The following is a 15,622-nucleotide window of genomic DNA, read 5'->3' on the forward strand; positions in this document are numbered from 1 at the left end:
TGCCAGTGGCCGGCGGCCCTCGGTGGTGCCGCCCGGCGGTGTGCGTCGGTACGTCCGCCACCCTCGCGCCGCCGCCGGCGTCGAGCCAGGCTCCGGCTTATACGGTGAGCGGCGGTCATAGGCTGGGCCGATGGGCATTCGGGACGAGCACGATCACCGGCACGAGTTGGGCGCGTTCCTGCGGGCGCACCGCGAACTGCTCGCCCCCGAGGACATCGGGCTGCCCCGCTCGCCGCGCCGCCGCACCCCCGGGCTGCGCCGCGAGGAGGTCGCCGCGCTGTCGGGGGTGGGCGTGGCCTGGTACACGTGGCTGGAGCAGGGCCGGGTGGACACCTCGCGGCAGGTGCTGGAGGCGGTGGCGCGCACGCTGCGCCTGGACGCCGACGCCCACCGGCACGTTCTGGAATTGGCCGGCTTCCACGTGCCGGCCGGGCCGGGCCCGATGCCGGTCGACGCACTGCGGGCGATGGTCGAGGGCTGGCCGATCAGTCCGGCGCTGGTGTTGGATCCCGCGTTGGACCTGGTGGCCTGGAACCACGCCTGGCGGCTGATCGCGCCGGACCCGGCCGAGCTGCCCACCGAGCGCCGCAACCTGTTGTCGATGTTGCTGACCGACCCCGCGTATCGTGTGCACTTCCCCGCGCACGAGACGATCGCCCTCGACCTGGTGCGCCACCTGCGCACCCGCGCCGAACAGCCGCGCGGCGCCGAGATCGCCGCCGAACTGCGCTCGGCGCGCCCGGACTTGGCGCCATGGTGGGACTGCCGGGCGGTCGGGGTGTTCGCGCCCAGGACGGTGGCGACCCGGCCGATCCGCGGTGTGTCGCCGCGGTTCGCGATGTCCCTGCTGACACCGGCCGAGGCGCCCGACGCGACGGTGCTGGTGGGCACGCCCGTCGACGCCGAGACGATCGCGCACATGGCCGGCCGGGCGGGAACGGAAGCCGGATTCGGCGGACACGCAGTCCTTGAGGTCCGTAGCTTGGAGAGGTAGCGACTTCCGACGGGAAGGCAGAACTCATGGATTCCGCCACCCTGGCCGTACCCGGAGCCGAGTTGTACTACCAGGTGCACGGGTCGGGGCCCGTGCTGCTGCTGATCAGCGGCGGCAACGCCGATACCGGCCTGTACACGACCCTGGCCGAACGACTCGCGGCCCATCACACCGTCGTCACCTACGACCGGCGCGGCAACTCGCACAGCCGACTCACCGAACCGCCCACCGAGCAGCGGATCGAGGAGCACGCCGACGACGCACACCGCCTCCTGGCCGCCCTCACCGACGAACCGGCGACCGTCTTCGGCAACGGGACCGGGGCCACCATCGGGCTCGACCTGCTGGCCCGACACCCCGACCAGGTCCGCCTGTTGGTCGCCCACGAGCCGTTCCTGCCCGGTGTGCTGCCCGACGCGAAGTACTGGCGCGAGACCTTCGACGAGATCCACGACCTCTTCCTGCGCAGCGGACGGGAGGCCGCGACGGAGGAGTTGATCCGGCTGTTCGACGTGTCCGTCCCGACCGTGGAACCGGGCGAACTGTCCGACTCGGCGCGCGAGATGCTCGACCGGGTGTTCGCCAACGTGGACTTCAACCTGGCCTTCGAAATCCGGTCCTTCGCCCGTTACGAAGCCGATCTCGCCGCACTGCGCGGCGCGCCGCTGCGCCTGGTGGCCGGCGACGAGGGAGCACACACCCCGCTGTATCGCACCGCCTCGGTGCTCGCCGAGCGCCTGGATCTCCCCCTCACCGAATTCCCGGCCGACCACGTGGGCCACATCATGCGCCCGGACGAATTCGCCGACGCGCTGTTCGAGGTACTGGACGTGGCCTGACGGTCCGACCCGGACGGGGCGCCACGCGGTTCGCCCCGTCCGGTCGGGTGTGCGGTGTTCATGCCTGCGTGGAGTCGTCGGTCACGGTCAACACCGCCTTGCCGCCGAGTTTGCGGTCGCTCAGCAGGGTCGCCGCCTCGGCGATGTCGGTCCAGGAGCCGCGCCACGCGATCTGTGGGTCGAGGTCGCCGTGTGCGGTTCGGGTGGCGAGCCAGGCGAGGTCGGCGTCGATGCCCGCGAGGTCGTCGAGCAGGAAATAGGTGACGATCGAGCGGTTGTGCCGGCCCGCGTCGCCGAACAGCGCGCCGAATGCGAACTGCTCGCCCTCGCCCGTGGAATGGCCGAGCGCGACGAGCGTGCCGCCGGAGGCCAACAGGTCGTGGGCGGCGGTCAGATGCGGCCCGCCGACGTTGTCCAGGACGCCGTACACGGGGGCCGTCTCGTACGGCAGACCGCCCGTCAGCACCTCGGCCGCGCCCAGCGCCCGCAGTTCGTCGACCCGGGCCGGATCCCCGGTGGCCGCGACCACCTCGGCGCCGCCGCGCGCGGCCAGTTGTACGGCGAACCGGCCCACCCCACCGCCCGCGCCGGTGATCAGCACGCGCCGACCCAGGATCGGGCCCATCCGGCGCAGGGCGCGCAGGGCGGACAGGGCCGCCACGGGCAGTGCCGCGGCCGACGCCATCGGCAGGCCGGCGGGCACCACGCCCAACTGTCGCGTCGGCACGGCACGCAGCTCGGCCCAGGCGCCGTCCCCGCCGAGCGTGGCCACGGGGGTGCCCACCGCGGGGCCCGACCCGTCCGCGGCGGCGCGTTCCACGACGCCGGCCGCGTCCCAGCCGGGGATCGTGCCGTTCGCCCCGGACGGCACCGCGAAGAGCACTTCACCCGCGTTGATCGAGATCGCCCGGACCCGAATCAGCGCCTCGTCCGGCGCGGGCTCGGGGTCGGGCACCTCGGCGAGGGTGAGGTGGGACGCGACGGCGTGGTCGATGACAAGGGCGCGCATGGTGGCTCCGGGGCTGGTACGGGCTGGACTGCCGAGCCCGAGTGTGGGGCTCGCTGTGCCCACTGTGCCACTGAGTGGCATTTGCTTACAAGAGGCTTTGGCGGCCGATGGGCATGTGTGGGGTAGAGTGGGATCATGACCACCGAACTGCCGCTGCGGGAACGCAAGAAGCTGCGCACGCGGCAGGCGTTGGCCGCGGCTGCCCTGGAGTTGTTCACCACCAAGGGCTTCGACGCGACGACGCTCGACGAGATCGTCGGCGCGGTGGAGGTCTCCAAGCGCACGTTCTTTCGCACCTTCGCGTCCAAGGAGGACGTGGCCCTCGCCCCCGAGCGCGAGCTGTGGACCGCCTATCTCGTCGACCTGGCCGAACGCCCGTTGGTGGGACGCGTCCTGACGATCTATCAGGACGCCCTCACGGAGACCCTCGGCGCCATGCCGGCGGACTGGGCGGACCGCTTCGCCGCCAGCCGGCGGATCGCCGACGCCACCCCCGCGCTGAACGCGCTCAGCCTGCGGTTTTGCGCGGACACCACCGACGCGGCGGTGGATACGCTCGCCGACCGGCTCGGTCCGGACGCGCCGGAGCGGATCCTGTTGCATCTGCCGCTCGACACGATGCTCGCGGCGTGGCACTGGGCGCAGCGGGAGTGGACCGCGCGGGGTGCCGGGCCGGGGTTGGCCGGGCATCTGGAGCGGGCCTTCGCGGCGATCCCGGGGAGTCTGGAACTGGCGATCCCGACGACCTCGGCCTGACCCGGCGCGAAACGCCGAGCCGGCCCGGGCGCGCGTCGGAGGACGGCGGCCGGGCCGGAGGCTGGGCGCTGGGGGTGAATCCGCCGGTCAGGCGGTGGCGCCGCCGTCGAGGACCAGGTCGGTGCCCACCGCGAAGCCCGCCTCGTCCGAGGCCAGGTACAACACGGCGGCGGCGAGTTCGGCGAGGTCGCCGACCCGGCCGGACGGGTTCTGCGCCTTCATCCGGTCCGACCGCTCGGCCTCGGTCTCGCCGCTGCGCAGCGACATCGAGGTGTCCAGCGGGCCGGGGCTGACCGCGTTGATCCGGACGCCGTCGCCGATGTGGTCGAGGGCGGCGTTGCGGGTGAGTGCGCTGACCGCGGCCTTGGAGGTGACGTAGGCGCCGAGGTTGGCCAGTCGGCCGTGCGCGCCGAGGTTGGACGAGATGTTGACGATCGCGCCGCCGCCGTTGGCCCGCATGTGGCCGATCTCGTGCTTCATGGACAACCACGTGCCGGTGACGTTGATGTCGAGGGTGGCCCGGAAGTCGGCCTCGTCGAGGTCGGCGAGCGGGCCCACGCCGACGATCGCACCGGCGTTGTTGACCGCGACGTCGAGGCCGCCGAAGAGTTCGACGGTGCGGGCGACGAGCGCGGCCACGCTCGCCGAGTCGGTCACGTCGGCGGTGACGGCCGCGCCGCGCCCGCCGTCGGCCTCGATCAGCCGGACGGTCTCCTCCAGCGGCGCGGCGCCGCGGCCCGCGACCACGACCGCGGCACCCTCGCGGGCGAAGGCGAGCGCGATCGCCCGGCCGGCACCGGAGCCGGCGCCGGTGACGAGGACGGTCTTGGCGGTGAAACGTGCGGACATGGTGGTGTCTCCCGAGGTGTGTGGTGGTGCGGTGATGGTGGGTTGGTGGGGATGGTCGGGTTCGGTGGTGAACTACGGGGCGCGGTCGGGGTCTCGGGCCTGCTCGCCGTCCCGCTCCCGGTCCTGGTCCGGACCCCCGTCCCGGACCAGGACCGCCGCCGCCACCGCGGTCAGCAGGAAGACGACTCCGGCGGTGCCGAAGGCCCAGGCGTAGCCGCGGATCGGGTCGGTGCGCGTGGCGGCCACCGACATCAGCGCGGCCAGGCCGACGGTGGGGCCGAGTTCCATCGCGGTGTTGAGGACGCCGCCGGCCAGGCCCGCCCGGTGGGCGGGTACGTCCCTGGTGGTCAGCACGGCGGTGCCCGCGAAGACGAGCGCGGCGCCGATCGGGAGCAGCACCAGGCCGGGCAGCAGGTCGACGGCGTAGCGGCTCGGGTGGTCGATCCGGGCGAGCAGGAGTAACCCGGCGGCGCCCACGACCAGCCCCGCCACGGTGGCGCGGACCGGACCGTACCGCCCGATCAGCGGCCCGGCCGCCCGGCCCGCCCCGATCAGGGCGGCGGTGAACGGGACGAACGCGCCGGCCGTCGCGAGCGGAGACCAGCCGTGTTCCTGCTGGAGGTAGAGCGAGATCAGGAAGCTGATCGAACCCGTGCCGGTGGCCGCGAGCAACACCCCGACCAGGCCGAGGATCCGGCGCCGATCACGGACGAAGCCCGGGGGCAGCAGCGGATCGGCCACCCGGCGCTCGACCGCCAGGAACGCGGCGAGCAGGACCACGCCGGCGCCGAGCGGGAGGAGGACGACGGTCGACGTCCAGGCGTGGTCGCCGGTGACGGTCAGCCCGTAGCCCGCGAGCGTGATGCCGATCGTGGCCAGGACCGCGCCGAGCGGATCGAGGCCGGGGCGGCGCCGCGCCGCCGGTACGGACGCGCGGGGCAGTCGCGAGGGCGCAAGCAGCAGACCGAGCGCGGCGACGGCGACCGGCACGGCGAACATCCAGCGCCAGGACACCCACGTGGTGAGCACGCCCGAGGCCAGGTTGCCGGTGGCGGCGCCCAGGACGGACAGGCCGCCCCAGGTCGCCATCGCCCGCCGGTACGCGTCCGGTTCGGGATGTACCGCGCGCAGCACGGCCATCGCGGCGGGCGCGGCGAGCGCCGCCCCGAGCCCCTGCCCGAAGCGCACCGCGACCAAAATCGCGAAGCCCGGCGCGAACACGGCGACTGCCGAGGTCAGGCCGAAGACGACCAGGCCCGCGGTGAACATCGAGCGCCCGCCGTACCGGTCCGCGAGCCGCCCGCCGAACAGCAACAACCCGCTGAACGGCAGCCCGTAGGCGGCGCTGAGCAACACCAGATCGGCCGAACCGAGACCGAACTCGCGGCCGATGTCGGGCAGCGGCACGCCGATGATGGTGATCGTGAAGATCAGCGTGGCCTGCACGGTGCCGAGCAGCGCGAAGGCGCCTGCGGTCGAGGCCCCGCCGCCCCCGGCGCCCGGCGATCGGTCGGTCGAGCCGCCGAGCGCGTGGTCGGGCCTGTTGCCGATCCCGATGCTCGTCATGTCGATTCCCCCCTTGCCGCCGACAGTCTTTTCGGATCGATCGTTCTTGATTGAAAGCATGATGCAGGGCATGCCGCATCGAGTGATCGAGTGATGGAACGCATCACGGCGGGCAGGTCCGGCCCGAGTGCCGACGAGGCTCCCCGCGCGCCCCGCCCGGATCAGTCGAGCAGGCTCAGTGCCTGCTGCGTCGCGTCGCGCAGGCGATGCGCGTCGGGGCCGGCCTTGCCGACCACGCGCATCCCTTGGAGCACCACCAGCAGGAAGCGGGCCAGGGCCTGCGGATCCCGGTCCGGACCCAGCTCGCCCTGGGCCCTGGCCCGGGTGAGCGCGAGGGTCAGATTGGTCTCCATCTGATTCCAGCCGCACTCGACGATCCGCGCCGCGCCCGCGTCGTGCGCGGCCAGTTCGGCGGCGGTGTTGGTCAGGAAACAACCGCGCAGCCGGGTCGGCTCCTCGGACGCCTGACGGGCGAACCGCTCGACCAGCGCCCGTACGGCCGGCAGTACCGGACCGGGCTGGGACAACTCCTCGAAAAGCTCGGGATTGCGCGCCTCGCGGTAGCGGTCGAGCGCCGCGAGGTAGAGGTCGCGTTTGTTGCCGAACGTCGCGTAGATGCTCGCCCGGGCGACGCCGAGGTGCGCCACGAGGTCCGCCATGGAGGTCGCCTCGTAGCCGCGCTCCCAAAACAGTTCGAGCGCGGACTGCAAGGCGGCGTCGGGATCGAATTCCTTGGTCCTGGCCACGGATGTGACTCTAGGGCATTCGAGAATGAACGGTCAAGAAATGATTCGCTCCAGGACCGGGCACCGAGGACATTGCGGCAAGCTTTCGACCGCATTCGCTTCTAGTCTGCGGGCATGGAGATCACCAAGCTCAGCGTCCGTCGGCTCAACCGCGCCCTGCTCGAACGCCAGTTGTTGGCGCGGCGGCAGTCGATCTCGGCCGAAGCGGCGATCACCCACCTGGTCGGCATGCAGGCGCAGGCCCCGCATCCGCCCTACGTCGGGCTGTGGACCCGGCTCGCCGAGTTCGCTCCCGCCGACCTGGCCGACGCGCTGACCGATCGTCGGGTGGTCCGGGTCGGGCTGATGCGCGGCACGGTGCACCTCGTGACAGCCGCCGACTGCCTCGCGCTGAGGCCGGTGGTGCAGCCGATCTACGACGCGGACCTGTACCGCAACTCCCAGCACGGGCTGGGCGAGTCCACCATCGACGTCGGGAAACTCGTCGCCGCCGGCCGCGAGTTGCTGGTCGAGCGGGCGCTCACCGCCAAGGAACTCGGGCTCGCGCTCGGCGAACGTTTCCCCGACGAGAACCCGGCGGCGCTGGCGCATGCGCTGCGCAGTCAGGCTGCGCTGGTCCAGGTGCCGCCGCGTGCGCTGTGGGGGCGCAGCGGGCAGTCCGCGTGCACCACCGCCGAGCACTGGCTCGGCCGCCCGCTCGGTACGGACACCACGCCCGACGCGATGGTGTTGCGCTACCTGGCGGCGTTCGGCCCGGCCACCGTCGCCGACGTACAGGCCTGGTCCGGCCTCGGCCGACTGCGCGAGGTGGTCGAGCGGTTGCGGCCGAACCTGGTGGTCCATCGCGACGAGGCGGGCCGGGTGTTGTACGACGTCCCCGACGCGCCGCTGCCGGCCGAGGACACGCCCGTGCCGCCGCGCTTCCTGCCGGAGTTCGACAACGCGCTGCTGTCCCACGCGGAACGTGCACGGATCATCTCCGAGCCGGACCGCAAGCGGCTGTTCACGGTCAACGGCATCGTCCGCGCCACGTTCCTGGTGGACGGTTTCGTCGCGGGCATCTGGCGGCTCACCCGGGGCGGCAAGCCGGTGACGGCCGGTTCGGTCGCCGCAGGCGCCGCCTCGGGGACGCCGCTGGTCCTGGAACTGCAACCGTTCCGGCCGATCGACGCCGCCTCGCGCGAGGCACTGGAGGCGGAGGCGGCCCGACTGCTCGCGTTCGTCACACCCCACCCGAGCGAGGTGCGCTTCGGCTGAGCCCGGCCCGCAGCTCGTGGGCCAGGTCGCGGCCGGCCGGTCGGCGACCCGGGACGTGCAACAGCCGGGCGGTGTCGGCCAGGAGGCGGGTGATCCGGGCCGACGAGACGCCCGGCTGCGCCGGCAGCACGCGCGTGGTCAGCAGGTCGGCGGCGTCGGACCAGGCGCGGGTGTGGGCGAAGGCGTGCAGCAGGTACGCGTGGTCGTTGTGCGCGGTGCGGCTGCCCGGGATCCGTCCCGCGGCGGCCTGCTCGAACAGGGGGATCGCGCGTGTCCAATCCCCGTTGTCGGCGTGCGTCATCGCGTGGTGCCAGGTGATCTCGGCGGCGTCCAGCCACCACGCCCAGGCCGGATCGCGGGTGCCGGGGCCCTGGAGATGCCGGCCGTACGTCTCGGCGATCAGTCGGCGGGCCGCGGCGTGCTCGCCGTACTGGTTGACCGCGCGGGCCCGGCGCATCACGAACAACGTGCGGACGCCGGGCGGCAGTTCGTCCCGCAACACGTCGTCGCAGATGCGCAGCGCCACGTCGGGCCGGCGCAGGTGGATGGCCTGCATCGCGAGCTGGGACAGCGCGAAGTGCTCGGCGGAGCGGTCGCCCGCCAGACGCGCGGTCCGCACCGCCCGCGTGGTGAGCCACCGGGCGAGCGGGTGCCGGTCGGCGTCGTAGGCCAGCCACCCGGCGAGCTGATCCGCCTCCGCCACTGCGGCGAGCCGCTCCCGGGACGGAGCCGCGCCCAGGACGGCCCGCCCCGCCGCGTCGGCCGCGCGGACCGCCGGCCCGAGCAGCTCGCCGGCGCCGAACCGGGTGTCCAGGGCGACCAGTCGCGCGGTGTGCTCCCGCAACCGCCACGCCTCGGCGGCGTCCCGCCGACGCCGCCCCGCCGCCCCGAAGTGCCCGCCGGGCAGGCCCGGTTCCACCCCGACCCGGTCCCCGGCGGCCCGTCCCTGATCCACGCGCCCGTGCTCCGTCGATCTCTCCCCACCCGCGACCCGCCCACCGTGACCCCACGACCCTACGGCGGACCCGGTGGACGGCGCGGCGACGGGTGCCTACATCAGCCCGACCACCCGAGGCGGGACGAACAGGTGGAAGGCCCGATGCTCCGCGGCCACCATCGCGGCGGCGCTGCCCGGATGGTGGGGTTCGGGGCCGGCGTCCAGGATGCGATGGTGCCAGGCGCAACGTTCGCAGCCCGGAGTCCAGTCCGGCAGATGCTCACGGTGACCCGTGACCAGGTGCCGGGCCAGGCGGATCCGGGATCCGATCATGCTGTCCAGCGGGTCGTGATCGATGCCGCGATCGCCGCTCCGGCGTCGCTCGTCGGTCTCCTCCTGGACCCGTTTCATCCGGCGATACAGGCGCACACACTCCGGGCAACCCCACATCCACGGCGGGGGTACCGGCCATTGGTTCTCGGGTCTGCCGTCGTCGGCGGTCATATTCGTCACGGTAGTGGCGGGCCCGGGCGGGTACCAGAGTGTGACGGCGCCGCGACGAAGCGGGTACGCCGATCGGGCTCGGATCAGCCCGTCGCGAGCTCGATGCCCTCGCCGTCGACCGGGCGTCGTACGGAGCGGCTGTCGGTGCCCGCCAGTTGCCCCAGCAGGCGCTCGGTCATGACCAGCCCGGTGTCGTTGAACACGCCGTCGTGGATCAGCAGCGCCCGGGCCGGATCCACTTCCCGGATGAAGTCGGCCGCGTCGCGAAGCGCGAGCCAGGGCCCGCCGGCCGGGACCAGGAGAGTGGGCGTGGTCTCCTCCGGAACGGTGAGCGCGTCGCCCGGGTGGAAGACCTCGCCCGCGATCAGGAAGCCGACGTTGTCGATGACGTCGATGTCGCGGTGGATCACCGCGTGCTTTTCGCCGTACACGTGCACCGACACGCCCTGCGCGCCGCCGATCTCGAACGTGTCCCCGTGGGTGACCGGGTGGATCCGGCCGGTCAGGTCGGGGAACTGCGCGGCCACGGCCGGGTTGGTCCACACCTCCAGATCCGGGTTCGCCGCCGCGGCGGCCCGTAGCGTTTCGGGGACCACGTGGTCGAAGTGCTCGTGGGTGATCAGGACGACGTCCGCGCCGACCATCGCGTCGGGGTCGCTGAGCGCCCCCGGGTCGATCACGACGGTGCCGTGCGCCGTGGTCAGACGTACACACGCGTGACCGAGCTTGGTGAATCGCATGGCTCTGCTCTCCCGGGTCGGTGGGTCTGCTGTGGGTCGCGCGGTCGGTGCCGCGATACGTCCCCGGCGCTTCTTGCCGCTGCCCTCGTCGATCATGCCAAGTGCGGGGCCGACATGCGGCGGGAAGGGTGCCCCGGCTGCGAGAGAATCGATCCATGTACGACGATCAGGATCAGCAGGAAGCCCCGGAGTCGATCCCGGTGGGGCGGGCGACCGATCTCGGCGCGGCGTTGCTGATGCCCGACATCGACCGGCCCCGCGCGTGGTTGCTCACGTTGAACGATTCGCCGCAGTCGTACGTCGATCTCGACAAACCCGAGCACCTGGAATTCGAGTACACCCGACGGCTCGGGCATGTCGTCGACCTGGCCGCCGCGCCGGGCGAACCGCTCGCCGCGCTGCACCTGGGCGGCGGCGGACTGACCCTGCCCCGCTATATCGCGGCCACCCGGCCCGGCTCGTTGCAGACGGTCGCCGAACTCGACGGCGAACTGGTCGCCCTGGTCCTGGAACACCTGCCGCTGCCGGCCGGGGCGGCGGTGGACGTACGTACGGGCGACGCCCGCGAGGAGTTGACCGCACGCCCCGACGACTCGGCCGATCTGATCATCGCCGACGTCTTCGGCGGCGCGCAGGTACCCGCGCACCTCACCTCGCGCGAGTTCGCCGTCGAGGTGGCCAGGGTGTTGCGGCAGGGCGGGGTGTACGCGGCCAACATCGCCGACGGCGGCGACCTCGACTTCGCCCGGGCGCAAGTGGCCACCCTGCGCTCGGTGTTCCCCGAGGTGGCGCTGATGGCCGAGCCGGGTGTGCTGCGCGGCAGGCGCTTCGGCAACCTCGTCGTGGTCGCGTCCACGGCGCCGCTGCCGGTGTCCTCGCTGGCCCGGCGGACCGCGGGCGACGAGACGCCGGCCCGGGTGTTGTCCGGCATCGAGGCGCGGGTGTTCTCGCGGGACGGGGCGCCGGTCACCGACGAGACGGCCACGGCGTCGCCGGCGCCGCCCGGGGGGACGTTCCGGATCGGGTGACGGGTCCGGTTCGCGGGTCGGTGCGGAAGGCGCTCAGGCCCAGAAGGCGTCCGCCGCTTCCAGGTCCGCCACACACTCGTCGAGGTCGGAGACCTTGTCGCCGACGATGCGGAAGACGATGCCGCCGGCCTGGTCGAGCGCCTTGTCCGCGCGCCGGGCGGTGGCCCGGTGTACGGACATCACGTGGCCCCGGCCGTCCACGAAGAGGTGCTGCAACTCGACCCGGAAGGTGCCGTCGCTCGCGGTGGCGAGGCTTGCGTAGTAGCCGAGGACCGCGTCGATGCCCTTGAAGTCGCCGGACAGCGGGTGGTTGCCCGGGACGTGGTGTGTGCAGTCGGAGGTCAGCAGGGCGCGAAGCGTGTCCGTGTCGCCGGCGGAGAAGGCTTCGTATCCTCGGCGAACGAGTGCGGCGTGTGCGTGCTCAGCCATGATGTTTCGCCGCCTTTCATGACAAATCGGGACGAATGGCTGATGTCTCAAGCCTGTCACTCGGGCGGCCCGGGGTCCAGGTCCGGCACGGTCGCCGCCGTCGTCGCCGGCACGGGTCAAGGGCGGAAGGCGCGGCGGTAGTCGGCGGGGGAGGTGCCGAGGCGGGCGGCGAAGTGGTGGCGGAGGTTGGCGGCGGTGCCGAGGCCGCTGCGCTCGCCGATCTGTTCGATCGGCAGGTCGGTGGTCTCCAGGAGGGACTGGGCGCGGGCGAGGCGCTGGGTGAGCAGCCATTGCAGCGGGGTGGTGCCGGTGGCGGCCTGGAGTCGGCGGAAGAAGGTGCGCGGGCTCATCCGGGCCCGGCGGGCGAGGTCGTCGACGGTGAGCGGGCGGTCGAGGTGCCGGCCGGCCCAGTGCAGCACCGGGGCCAAGCCCTCGTCGTCGGTGGCCGGGACGGACAGGTCCACGAACTGGGCCTGGCCGCCCGGGCGGTGCGCCTGGACCACCAGGCGGCGGGCGAGCTGGTTGGCGATGTGCGCGCCCAGGTCGGTGCGCACGATGTGCAGGCACAGGTCGAGGCCGGCGGTCATGCCGGCGCTGGTCAGCACCGAGCCGTCGTCCACGTACAGGACGCTGTCGTCGACGGTGACCTTCGAGTGGCGCCGGGCCAGTTGCTCGGTATGCGCCCAGTGTGCGGTGGCCCGGCGGCCGTCCAGGACGCCGGCGGCGGCGAGGGCGAAGGCGCCGGTGCACAGCGAGACCATGCGCGCGCCGGCGTCGGCGGCGGCGCGCAGTGCGGTCAGGAACGGGGCGGGCAGGTCGACGTCGTGGTCGACGCACTCCTGCGGGACGGCCGCCACGATCACGGTGTCCGCGCCGGCCAGGGCGTCCCAGCCGTACGGCGTGCGGATGCCGAAGGAGAAGCCGGGTGCGTCGTTCGCCGCTGCCCCGGACCCGGGCTCGGGGCGTTCCGCGCAGACGCGGAAGTCGTACCAGGTGTCCGTGAGTTCCGGCTGCGGGGTGCCGAACACGGCGCAGGCGATCGCGAGTTCGTAGACGTCCCAGGTCGGGATGGCGGCGTCGTCGACCACCGCGACGGCCACGGATCCCGGGCCCGATCCCCGGTTCGCGGGGCGGGCGGGTGTCGGCGGTCGGTCGTCGTTCATGACGGGACAGCCTAGCCCGTCGGCCGGCAGGAATTTTGCGATGAGAGGCATTCCTGCCACTGTCGGCGCGGTTTCGGCGTTGCGAGGGTGGTCCGGGTCGGGCGAACGACGGCCGACGAACGGCGACCGCCCGACGACGACCGCCGAACGACGAAGCACGAAGGACGAACATGAACCACGAAGCCGTGACGGTCATCGGGATGGGATCGATGGGCCGGGCGATCGCCGCCGGGCACGGCGCGGACGGGTACGCCCGCGTGATCGAAGGGCTGCGCGGGTGAGCGCCGGGACGACGGCGGTCGCGGCGCCTGCGACGCGGGGCGCGGGGCACGGGGCGCCCGCGACCGAGGCGCCCACGTGGTCCGACGCGGTCACCCGGGCCACCGCGACCTGCCTCGACGTACTGGCCCGAGCCGCGGCGACCACACCCACCGCCGACCCGTCCGCCTGGCACCGCCTCGCGGACGAACAGCGCTCGGCCCGGCAACTGCTCGACCACCTCGCGCTCGGCCTGGTCGGCTATACCGGCCTGTTGATCGCCCGCCCGACCGATCGCTACATCACGCTGTTCGCGTCGCTCGACCCACAGGCGCCGATCGACGCGTGCCTGGACGGACTGCGGATCGCCGGCACCCTGCTCGCCACGACGGTGCGGCACGCCCCGCCCGAGGCGCGCGCGTGGCACCCGTGGGGGCATGCGGATCGCACCGGCTTCGCCGCGATGGGCGTGGTCGAACTGCTGATGCACACGCACGACATCACCCGGGCGCTCGGCATCGCCTGGACGCCCCCGGACGACCTCGCCGGCCCCGCGCTGACCCGGTTGTTCCCCGACGCACCGCCGGGGCCGGCGCCGGCGGCGATCCTGCTGTGGTGCACGGGTCGGGGTGAACTGCCGGGCAGACCACGGGTGTCGGCCGGCGCCTGGAACTGGGACGGCCGCGTGCGCTGAGCCGCACGCGGACCGCCGGCGAACCCGCCTGCGGACCCGTGCGCGGCCGGCGCACCGCTCCGCCCGCAACGCCCCGCGCCCACCCGATCCGGGAGGGCGCGGGGCGCCCGTCGGCTCAGACCTCGGCGGGCGTCTCGTTGTAGACGCCCGCGTAGTCCTGCCCCGACAACTTCTGGATCGCTTCCATGATCTCGTCGGTGATCTCGCGCCGGGCCCGGGCCACGTCGGTCCGCCCGTAGTGGCGCGAGAAGTCGAGCGGTTCGCCGAAGCGGGCGAGCGCGCGCGGGGACAGCTTGGGGATGTTCGAGCCGATCGGCTGGATTCGGTCGGTGCCGATGATTCCGACCGGGACGACCGGGCACCGCGCGGCCAGGGCCAGCCACGCGACGCCCGTCCGGCCCCGGTACAGCCGGCCGTCGCGCGAGCGGGTGCCCTCGGGGTAGATGCCGAACGCGTCGCCGCGCTCCAGTACCGAAAGGGCCGTCTCCAGCGCGGCCTTCGCCGCACTGTGTGTACCGCGGGGCACGGGGACGGCGCCGATGCCGGTGAAGAAGGCCTTGCTGACCCGGCCCTTGAGCCCGGGGCCGTCGAAGTATTCGGCCTTGGCGAGGAACGACACCTTGCGTGGCATCACCACGGGGATCGCGACGCTGTCAACGAACGACAGGTGGTTGCTGGCGATGATGACCGGGCCGGTCATCGGAACATTCTCGCGGCCCTCGGTGCGCGGGCGGTAGATCGCCTTCGCGGTGGGAGCCACGACGCCATGCATGAACTTGTCGATCAGCACGGATCCCCCGTGGGAGTGGTGAGGTCTGAAAACACGCGCCACCTTATCGAGTCTGCGGCACCCCCACGACGCGTGTACCCACCTGTGCTGTTGACACAGGGTCGGCTGGTGACCACGGTACGGGTGGTGGCACTTCCCGCCGCCGTTTTCGCCGAGCGGCCGAGGCGGCGAAGGGGGCGGCGCACCCGGCCGGGCCGGCGCGGACCGATTCACACCCGACGGGCGAGCGATTCGAGCAGCAGGTCCAGGACGTCCTCGAACGGACTGCCCGACATCCCCGCCGCCAGGTGCGGACGTACCGCGCCGATGGCCGGGTAGTCGGCGGTGGGCAACATCCGGTACGTCTCCTCCCACGACCGGTCGTCGGCCTCGCGCACCTCGGGGGCGAGCGTGGCATAGGACGCCTCCAGAGCCGCGTGGGCCAGCACGGTGTCGATGAACACGTGGTAGTAGCGGGCCGCGTCGGCGGGGGAGAAGCCGGCCGAGAGCAACAGGGAGACGCCCAGTTCCACCGCCCGGAACTCGTTGTGCCGCCGGGTGACCCGCGCGGCGGCGATGGTGGCCACGCGCGGATGCCGCAGTTGGCCGTCCCGGACCCGCAGGCCCAGTTCGCGCAGTGACGCCACCCAGTCGGGGCCGGGCCGGTAGCCGGTCAACGTCTCGCCGATCAGGAAGTCGGCGATGCCCAGGAGCAGGTCGTCGGTGCTGCGGAAGTAACGGTAGACGGCGGTCGGGTCGCACCCCAGGGCGGCGCCGAGTCTGCGGACGGTCAGGGCCTCCGCGCCGTGGTGGCCGATCAGCCGTACGGCACACTCGATGATGACATCCTCGGACAAAACCACCCCGGACTTGGTCGGCCTGCGGCGCCGACGCTCGCCTATGACGCGATTTGTCCGAGATGATTGCTCCGCACTGTTCGATTGTGTTTGCTTTGCCCTGTTCGATGTATTCGTCTCGACTGTCGGGTCCATTGCTCCTCCGGGGACGTGCCCGCCACGGGGATCCACCTTATGTCAACACCATTGACGTAATTCCGACGCAAGCTGTTTCATCGGCGTCCACC

General features: G+C 72.8%; 17 protein-coding genes. 6 read left to right on the forward strand and 11 right to left on the reverse strand.

Annotated elements, in window-relative coordinates; genetic code table 11:
* The first annotated feature begins 130 nt into the window (after window positions 1-130).
* The gene (locus tag ACWGR4_RS06985; RefSeq protein ID WP_452129650.1) at window positions 131-994 is read left to right on the forward strand and encodes a helix-turn-helix transcriptional regulator; all 864 of its coding nucleotides are present in this window, start codon (window positions 131-133) and stop codon (window positions 992-994) included.
* Between the two features lie 26 nt (window positions 995-1,020).
* Window positions 1,021-1,833, forward strand: a complete 813-nt coding sequence (locus tag ACWGR4_RS06990; RefSeq protein ID WP_452129649.1) for an alpha/beta fold hydrolase — start codon at window positions 1,021-1,023, stop codon at window positions 1,831-1,833.
* A gap of 58 nt (window positions 1,834-1,891) precedes the next feature.
* Here the strand turns inward: ACWGR4_RS06990 and ACWGR4_RS06995 are convergent, their stop codons facing one another.
* Window positions 1,892-2,842: a zinc-binding dehydrogenase gene (locus ACWGR4_RS06995; protein ID WP_380001503.1), complete on the reverse strand. Its 951-nt coding sequence runs from the start codon at window positions 2,840-2,842 to the stop codon at window positions 1,892-1,894.
* A 135-nt stretch (window positions 2,843-2,977) separates the two neighbouring features.
* Between ACWGR4_RS06995 and ACWGR4_RS07000 the strand changes: the two genes are divergently transcribed.
* Window positions 2,978-3,598 carry a TetR family transcriptional regulator gene (locus ACWGR4_RS07000; protein ID WP_452129648.1) on the forward strand — a complete coding sequence of 207 codons (621 nt, stop codon included), beginning with the start codon at window positions 2,978-2,980 and terminating at the stop codon, window positions 3,596-3,598.
* Between the two features lie 87 nt (window positions 3,599-3,685).
* Here ACWGR4_RS07000 and ACWGR4_RS07005 read toward each other — a convergent pair whose 3' ends face one another.
* The 3 genes from ACWGR4_RS07005 to ACWGR4_RS07015 all read right to left on the reverse strand — a co-directional run bounded on the left by ACWGR4_RS07005 (window position 3,686) and on the right by ACWGR4_RS07015 (window position 6,759).
* Window positions 3,686-4,447: an SDR family NAD(P)-dependent oxidoreductase gene (locus tag ACWGR4_RS07005; RefSeq protein ID WP_380033969.1), complete on the reverse strand. Its 762-nt coding sequence runs from the start codon at window positions 4,445-4,447 to the stop codon at window positions 3,686-3,688.
* Window positions 4,448-4,519: 72 nt separating this feature from the next.
* On the reverse strand, window positions 4,520-6,013 hold the full coding sequence (locus ACWGR4_RS07010) for an MFS transporter (protein ID WP_452129647.1): 1,494 nt from the start codon (window positions 6,011-6,013) through the stop codon (window positions 4,520-4,522).
* A gap of 161 nt (window positions 6,014-6,174) precedes the next feature.
* Window positions 6,175-6,759 (reverse strand): TetR/AcrR family transcriptional regulator, encoded by a 585-nt coding sequence (locus ACWGR4_RS07015; RefSeq protein ID WP_452129646.1) that lies wholly within the window; start codon window positions 6,757-6,759, stop codon window positions 6,175-6,177.
* Window positions 6,760-6,873: 114 nt separating this feature from the next.
* Here ACWGR4_RS07015 and ACWGR4_RS07020 point away from each other — a divergent pair, with 114 nt between their 5' ends.
* Window positions 6,874-8,016, forward strand: a complete 1,143-nt coding sequence (locus ACWGR4_RS07020) for a winged helix DNA-binding domain-containing protein (protein WP_452129645.1) — start codon at window positions 6,874-6,876, stop codon at window positions 8,014-8,016.
* Here ACWGR4_RS07020 and ACWGR4_RS07025 read toward each other — a convergent pair.
* From ACWGR4_RS07025 to ACWGR4_RS07035, 3 genes are all read right to left on the reverse strand, one after another.
* Window positions 7,982-8,971: a hypothetical protein gene (locus tag ACWGR4_RS07025; protein WP_452129644.1), complete on the reverse strand. Its 990-nt coding sequence runs from the start codon at window positions 8,969-8,971 to the stop codon at window positions 7,982-7,984. The two genes, ACWGR4_RS07020 and ACWGR4_RS07025, sit on opposite strands and share 35 nt — an antisense overlap.
* A 96-nt stretch (window positions 8,972-9,067) precedes the next feature.
* Window positions 9,068-9,457 (reverse strand): hypothetical protein, encoded by a 390-nt coding sequence (locus ACWGR4_RS07030; RefSeq protein ID WP_452129643.1) that lies wholly within the window; start codon window positions 9,455-9,457, stop codon window positions 9,068-9,070.
* A gap of 83 nt (window positions 9,458-9,540) precedes the next feature.
* A complete protein-coding gene (locus ACWGR4_RS07035) occupies window positions 9,541-10,197 on the reverse strand; it encodes an MBL fold metallo-hydrolase (RefSeq protein WP_452129642.1) in 657 nt (218 codons plus the stop codon).
* Between the two features lie 155 nt (window positions 10,198-10,352).
* On the opposite strand from ACWGR4_RS07035, the gene ACWGR4_RS07040 reads away from it, so the two are divergent.
* Window positions 10,353-11,225, forward strand: coding sequence for a spermidine synthase (locus ACWGR4_RS07040; RefSeq protein WP_452129641.1), 873 nt, complete (start codon window positions 10,353-10,355; stop codon window positions 11,223-11,225).
* Between the two features lie 33 nt (window positions 11,226-11,258).
* Here the strand turns inward: ACWGR4_RS07040 and ACWGR4_RS07045 are convergent, their stop codons facing one another.
* The gene (locus ACWGR4_RS07045; protein ID WP_452129640.1) at window positions 11,259-11,654 is read right to left on the reverse strand and encodes a nuclear transport factor 2 family protein; all 396 of its coding nucleotides are present in this window, start codon (window positions 11,652-11,654) and stop codon (window positions 11,259-11,261) included.
* 116 nt (window positions 11,655-11,770) lie between these two features.
* A complete protein-coding gene (locus ACWGR4_RS07050; protein ID WP_452129682.1) occupies window positions 11,771-12,754 on the reverse strand; it encodes a GlxA family transcriptional regulator in 984 nt (327 codons plus the stop codon).
* Window positions 12,755-13,094: 340 nt separating this feature from the next.
* Between ACWGR4_RS07050 and ACWGR4_RS07055 the strand changes: the two genes are divergently transcribed.
* On the forward strand, window positions 13,095-13,769 hold the full coding sequence (locus ACWGR4_RS07055) for a maleylpyruvate isomerase N-terminal domain-containing protein (protein WP_452129639.1): 675 nt from the start codon (window positions 13,095-13,097) through the stop codon (window positions 13,767-13,769).
* A gap of 115 nt (window positions 13,770-13,884) precedes the next feature.
* Here ACWGR4_RS07055 and ACWGR4_RS07060 read toward each other — a convergent pair whose 3' ends face one another.
* Both ACWGR4_RS07060 and ACWGR4_RS07065 read right to left on the reverse strand, forming a co-directional pair.
* Window positions 13,885-14,559, reverse strand: coding sequence for a lysophospholipid acyltransferase family protein (locus ACWGR4_RS07060; RefSeq protein ID WP_380001531.1), 675 nt, complete (start codon window positions 14,557-14,559; stop codon window positions 13,885-13,887).
* A 209-nt stretch (window positions 14,560-14,768) separates the two neighbouring features.
* Window positions 14,769-15,401 (reverse strand): TetR/AcrR family transcriptional regulator, encoded by a 633-nt coding sequence (locus tag ACWGR4_RS07065; RefSeq protein ID WP_380001533.1) that lies wholly within the window; start codon window positions 15,399-15,401, stop codon window positions 14,769-14,771.
* Window positions 15,402-15,622 lie beyond the last annotated feature (221 nt).

It is taken from the genome of Embleya sp. NPDC055664 (genome assembly GCF_053618075.1).

What these genes read in the sequence shown, in the direction of transcription:
- ACWGR4_RS06985 (WP_452129650.1), top strand. Translation starts at nt 131, where the DNA reads ATGGGCATTCGGGACGAGCACGATCACCGGCACGAGTTGGGCGCGTTC.
- ACWGR4_RS06990 (WP_452129649.1), top strand. Translation starts at nt 1,021, where the DNA reads ATGGATTCCGCCACCCTGGCCGTACCCGGAGCCGAGTTGTACTACCAG.
- ACWGR4_RS06995 (WP_380001503.1), bottom strand. Translation starts at nt 2,842, where the DNA reads ATGCGCGCCCTTGTCATCGACCACGCCGTCGCGTCCCACCTCACCCTC.
- ACWGR4_RS07000 (WP_452129648.1), top strand. Translation starts at nt 2,978, where the DNA reads ATGACCACCGAACTGCCGCTGCGGGAACGCAAGAAGCTGCGCACGCGG.
- ACWGR4_RS07005 (WP_380033969.1), bottom strand. Translation starts at nt 4,447, where the DNA reads ATGTCCGCACGTTTCACCGCCAAGACCGTCCTCGTCACCGGCGCCGGC.
- ACWGR4_RS07010 (WP_452129647.1), bottom strand. Translation starts at nt 6,013, where the DNA reads ATGACGAGCATCGGGATCGGCAACAGGCCCGACCACGCGCTCGGCGGC.
- ACWGR4_RS07020 (WP_452129645.1), top strand. Translation starts at nt 6,874, where the DNA reads ATGGAGATCACCAAGCTCAGCGTCCGTCGGCTCAACCGCGCCCTGCTC.
- ACWGR4_RS07030 (WP_452129643.1), bottom strand. Translation starts at nt 9,457, where the DNA reads ATGACCGCCGACGACGGCAGACCCGAGAACCAATGGCCGGTACCCCCG.
- ACWGR4_RS07035 (WP_452129642.1), bottom strand. Translation starts at nt 10,197, where the DNA reads ATGCGATTCACCAAGCTCGGTCACGCGTGTGTACGTCTGACCACGGCG.
- ACWGR4_RS07040 (WP_452129641.1), top strand. Translation starts at nt 10,353, where the DNA reads ATGTACGACGATCAGGATCAGCAGGAAGCCCCGGAGTCGATCCCGGTG.
- ACWGR4_RS07045 (WP_452129640.1), bottom strand. Translation starts at nt 11,654, where the DNA reads ATGGCTGAGCACGCACACGCCGCACTCGTTCGCCGAGGATACGAAGCC.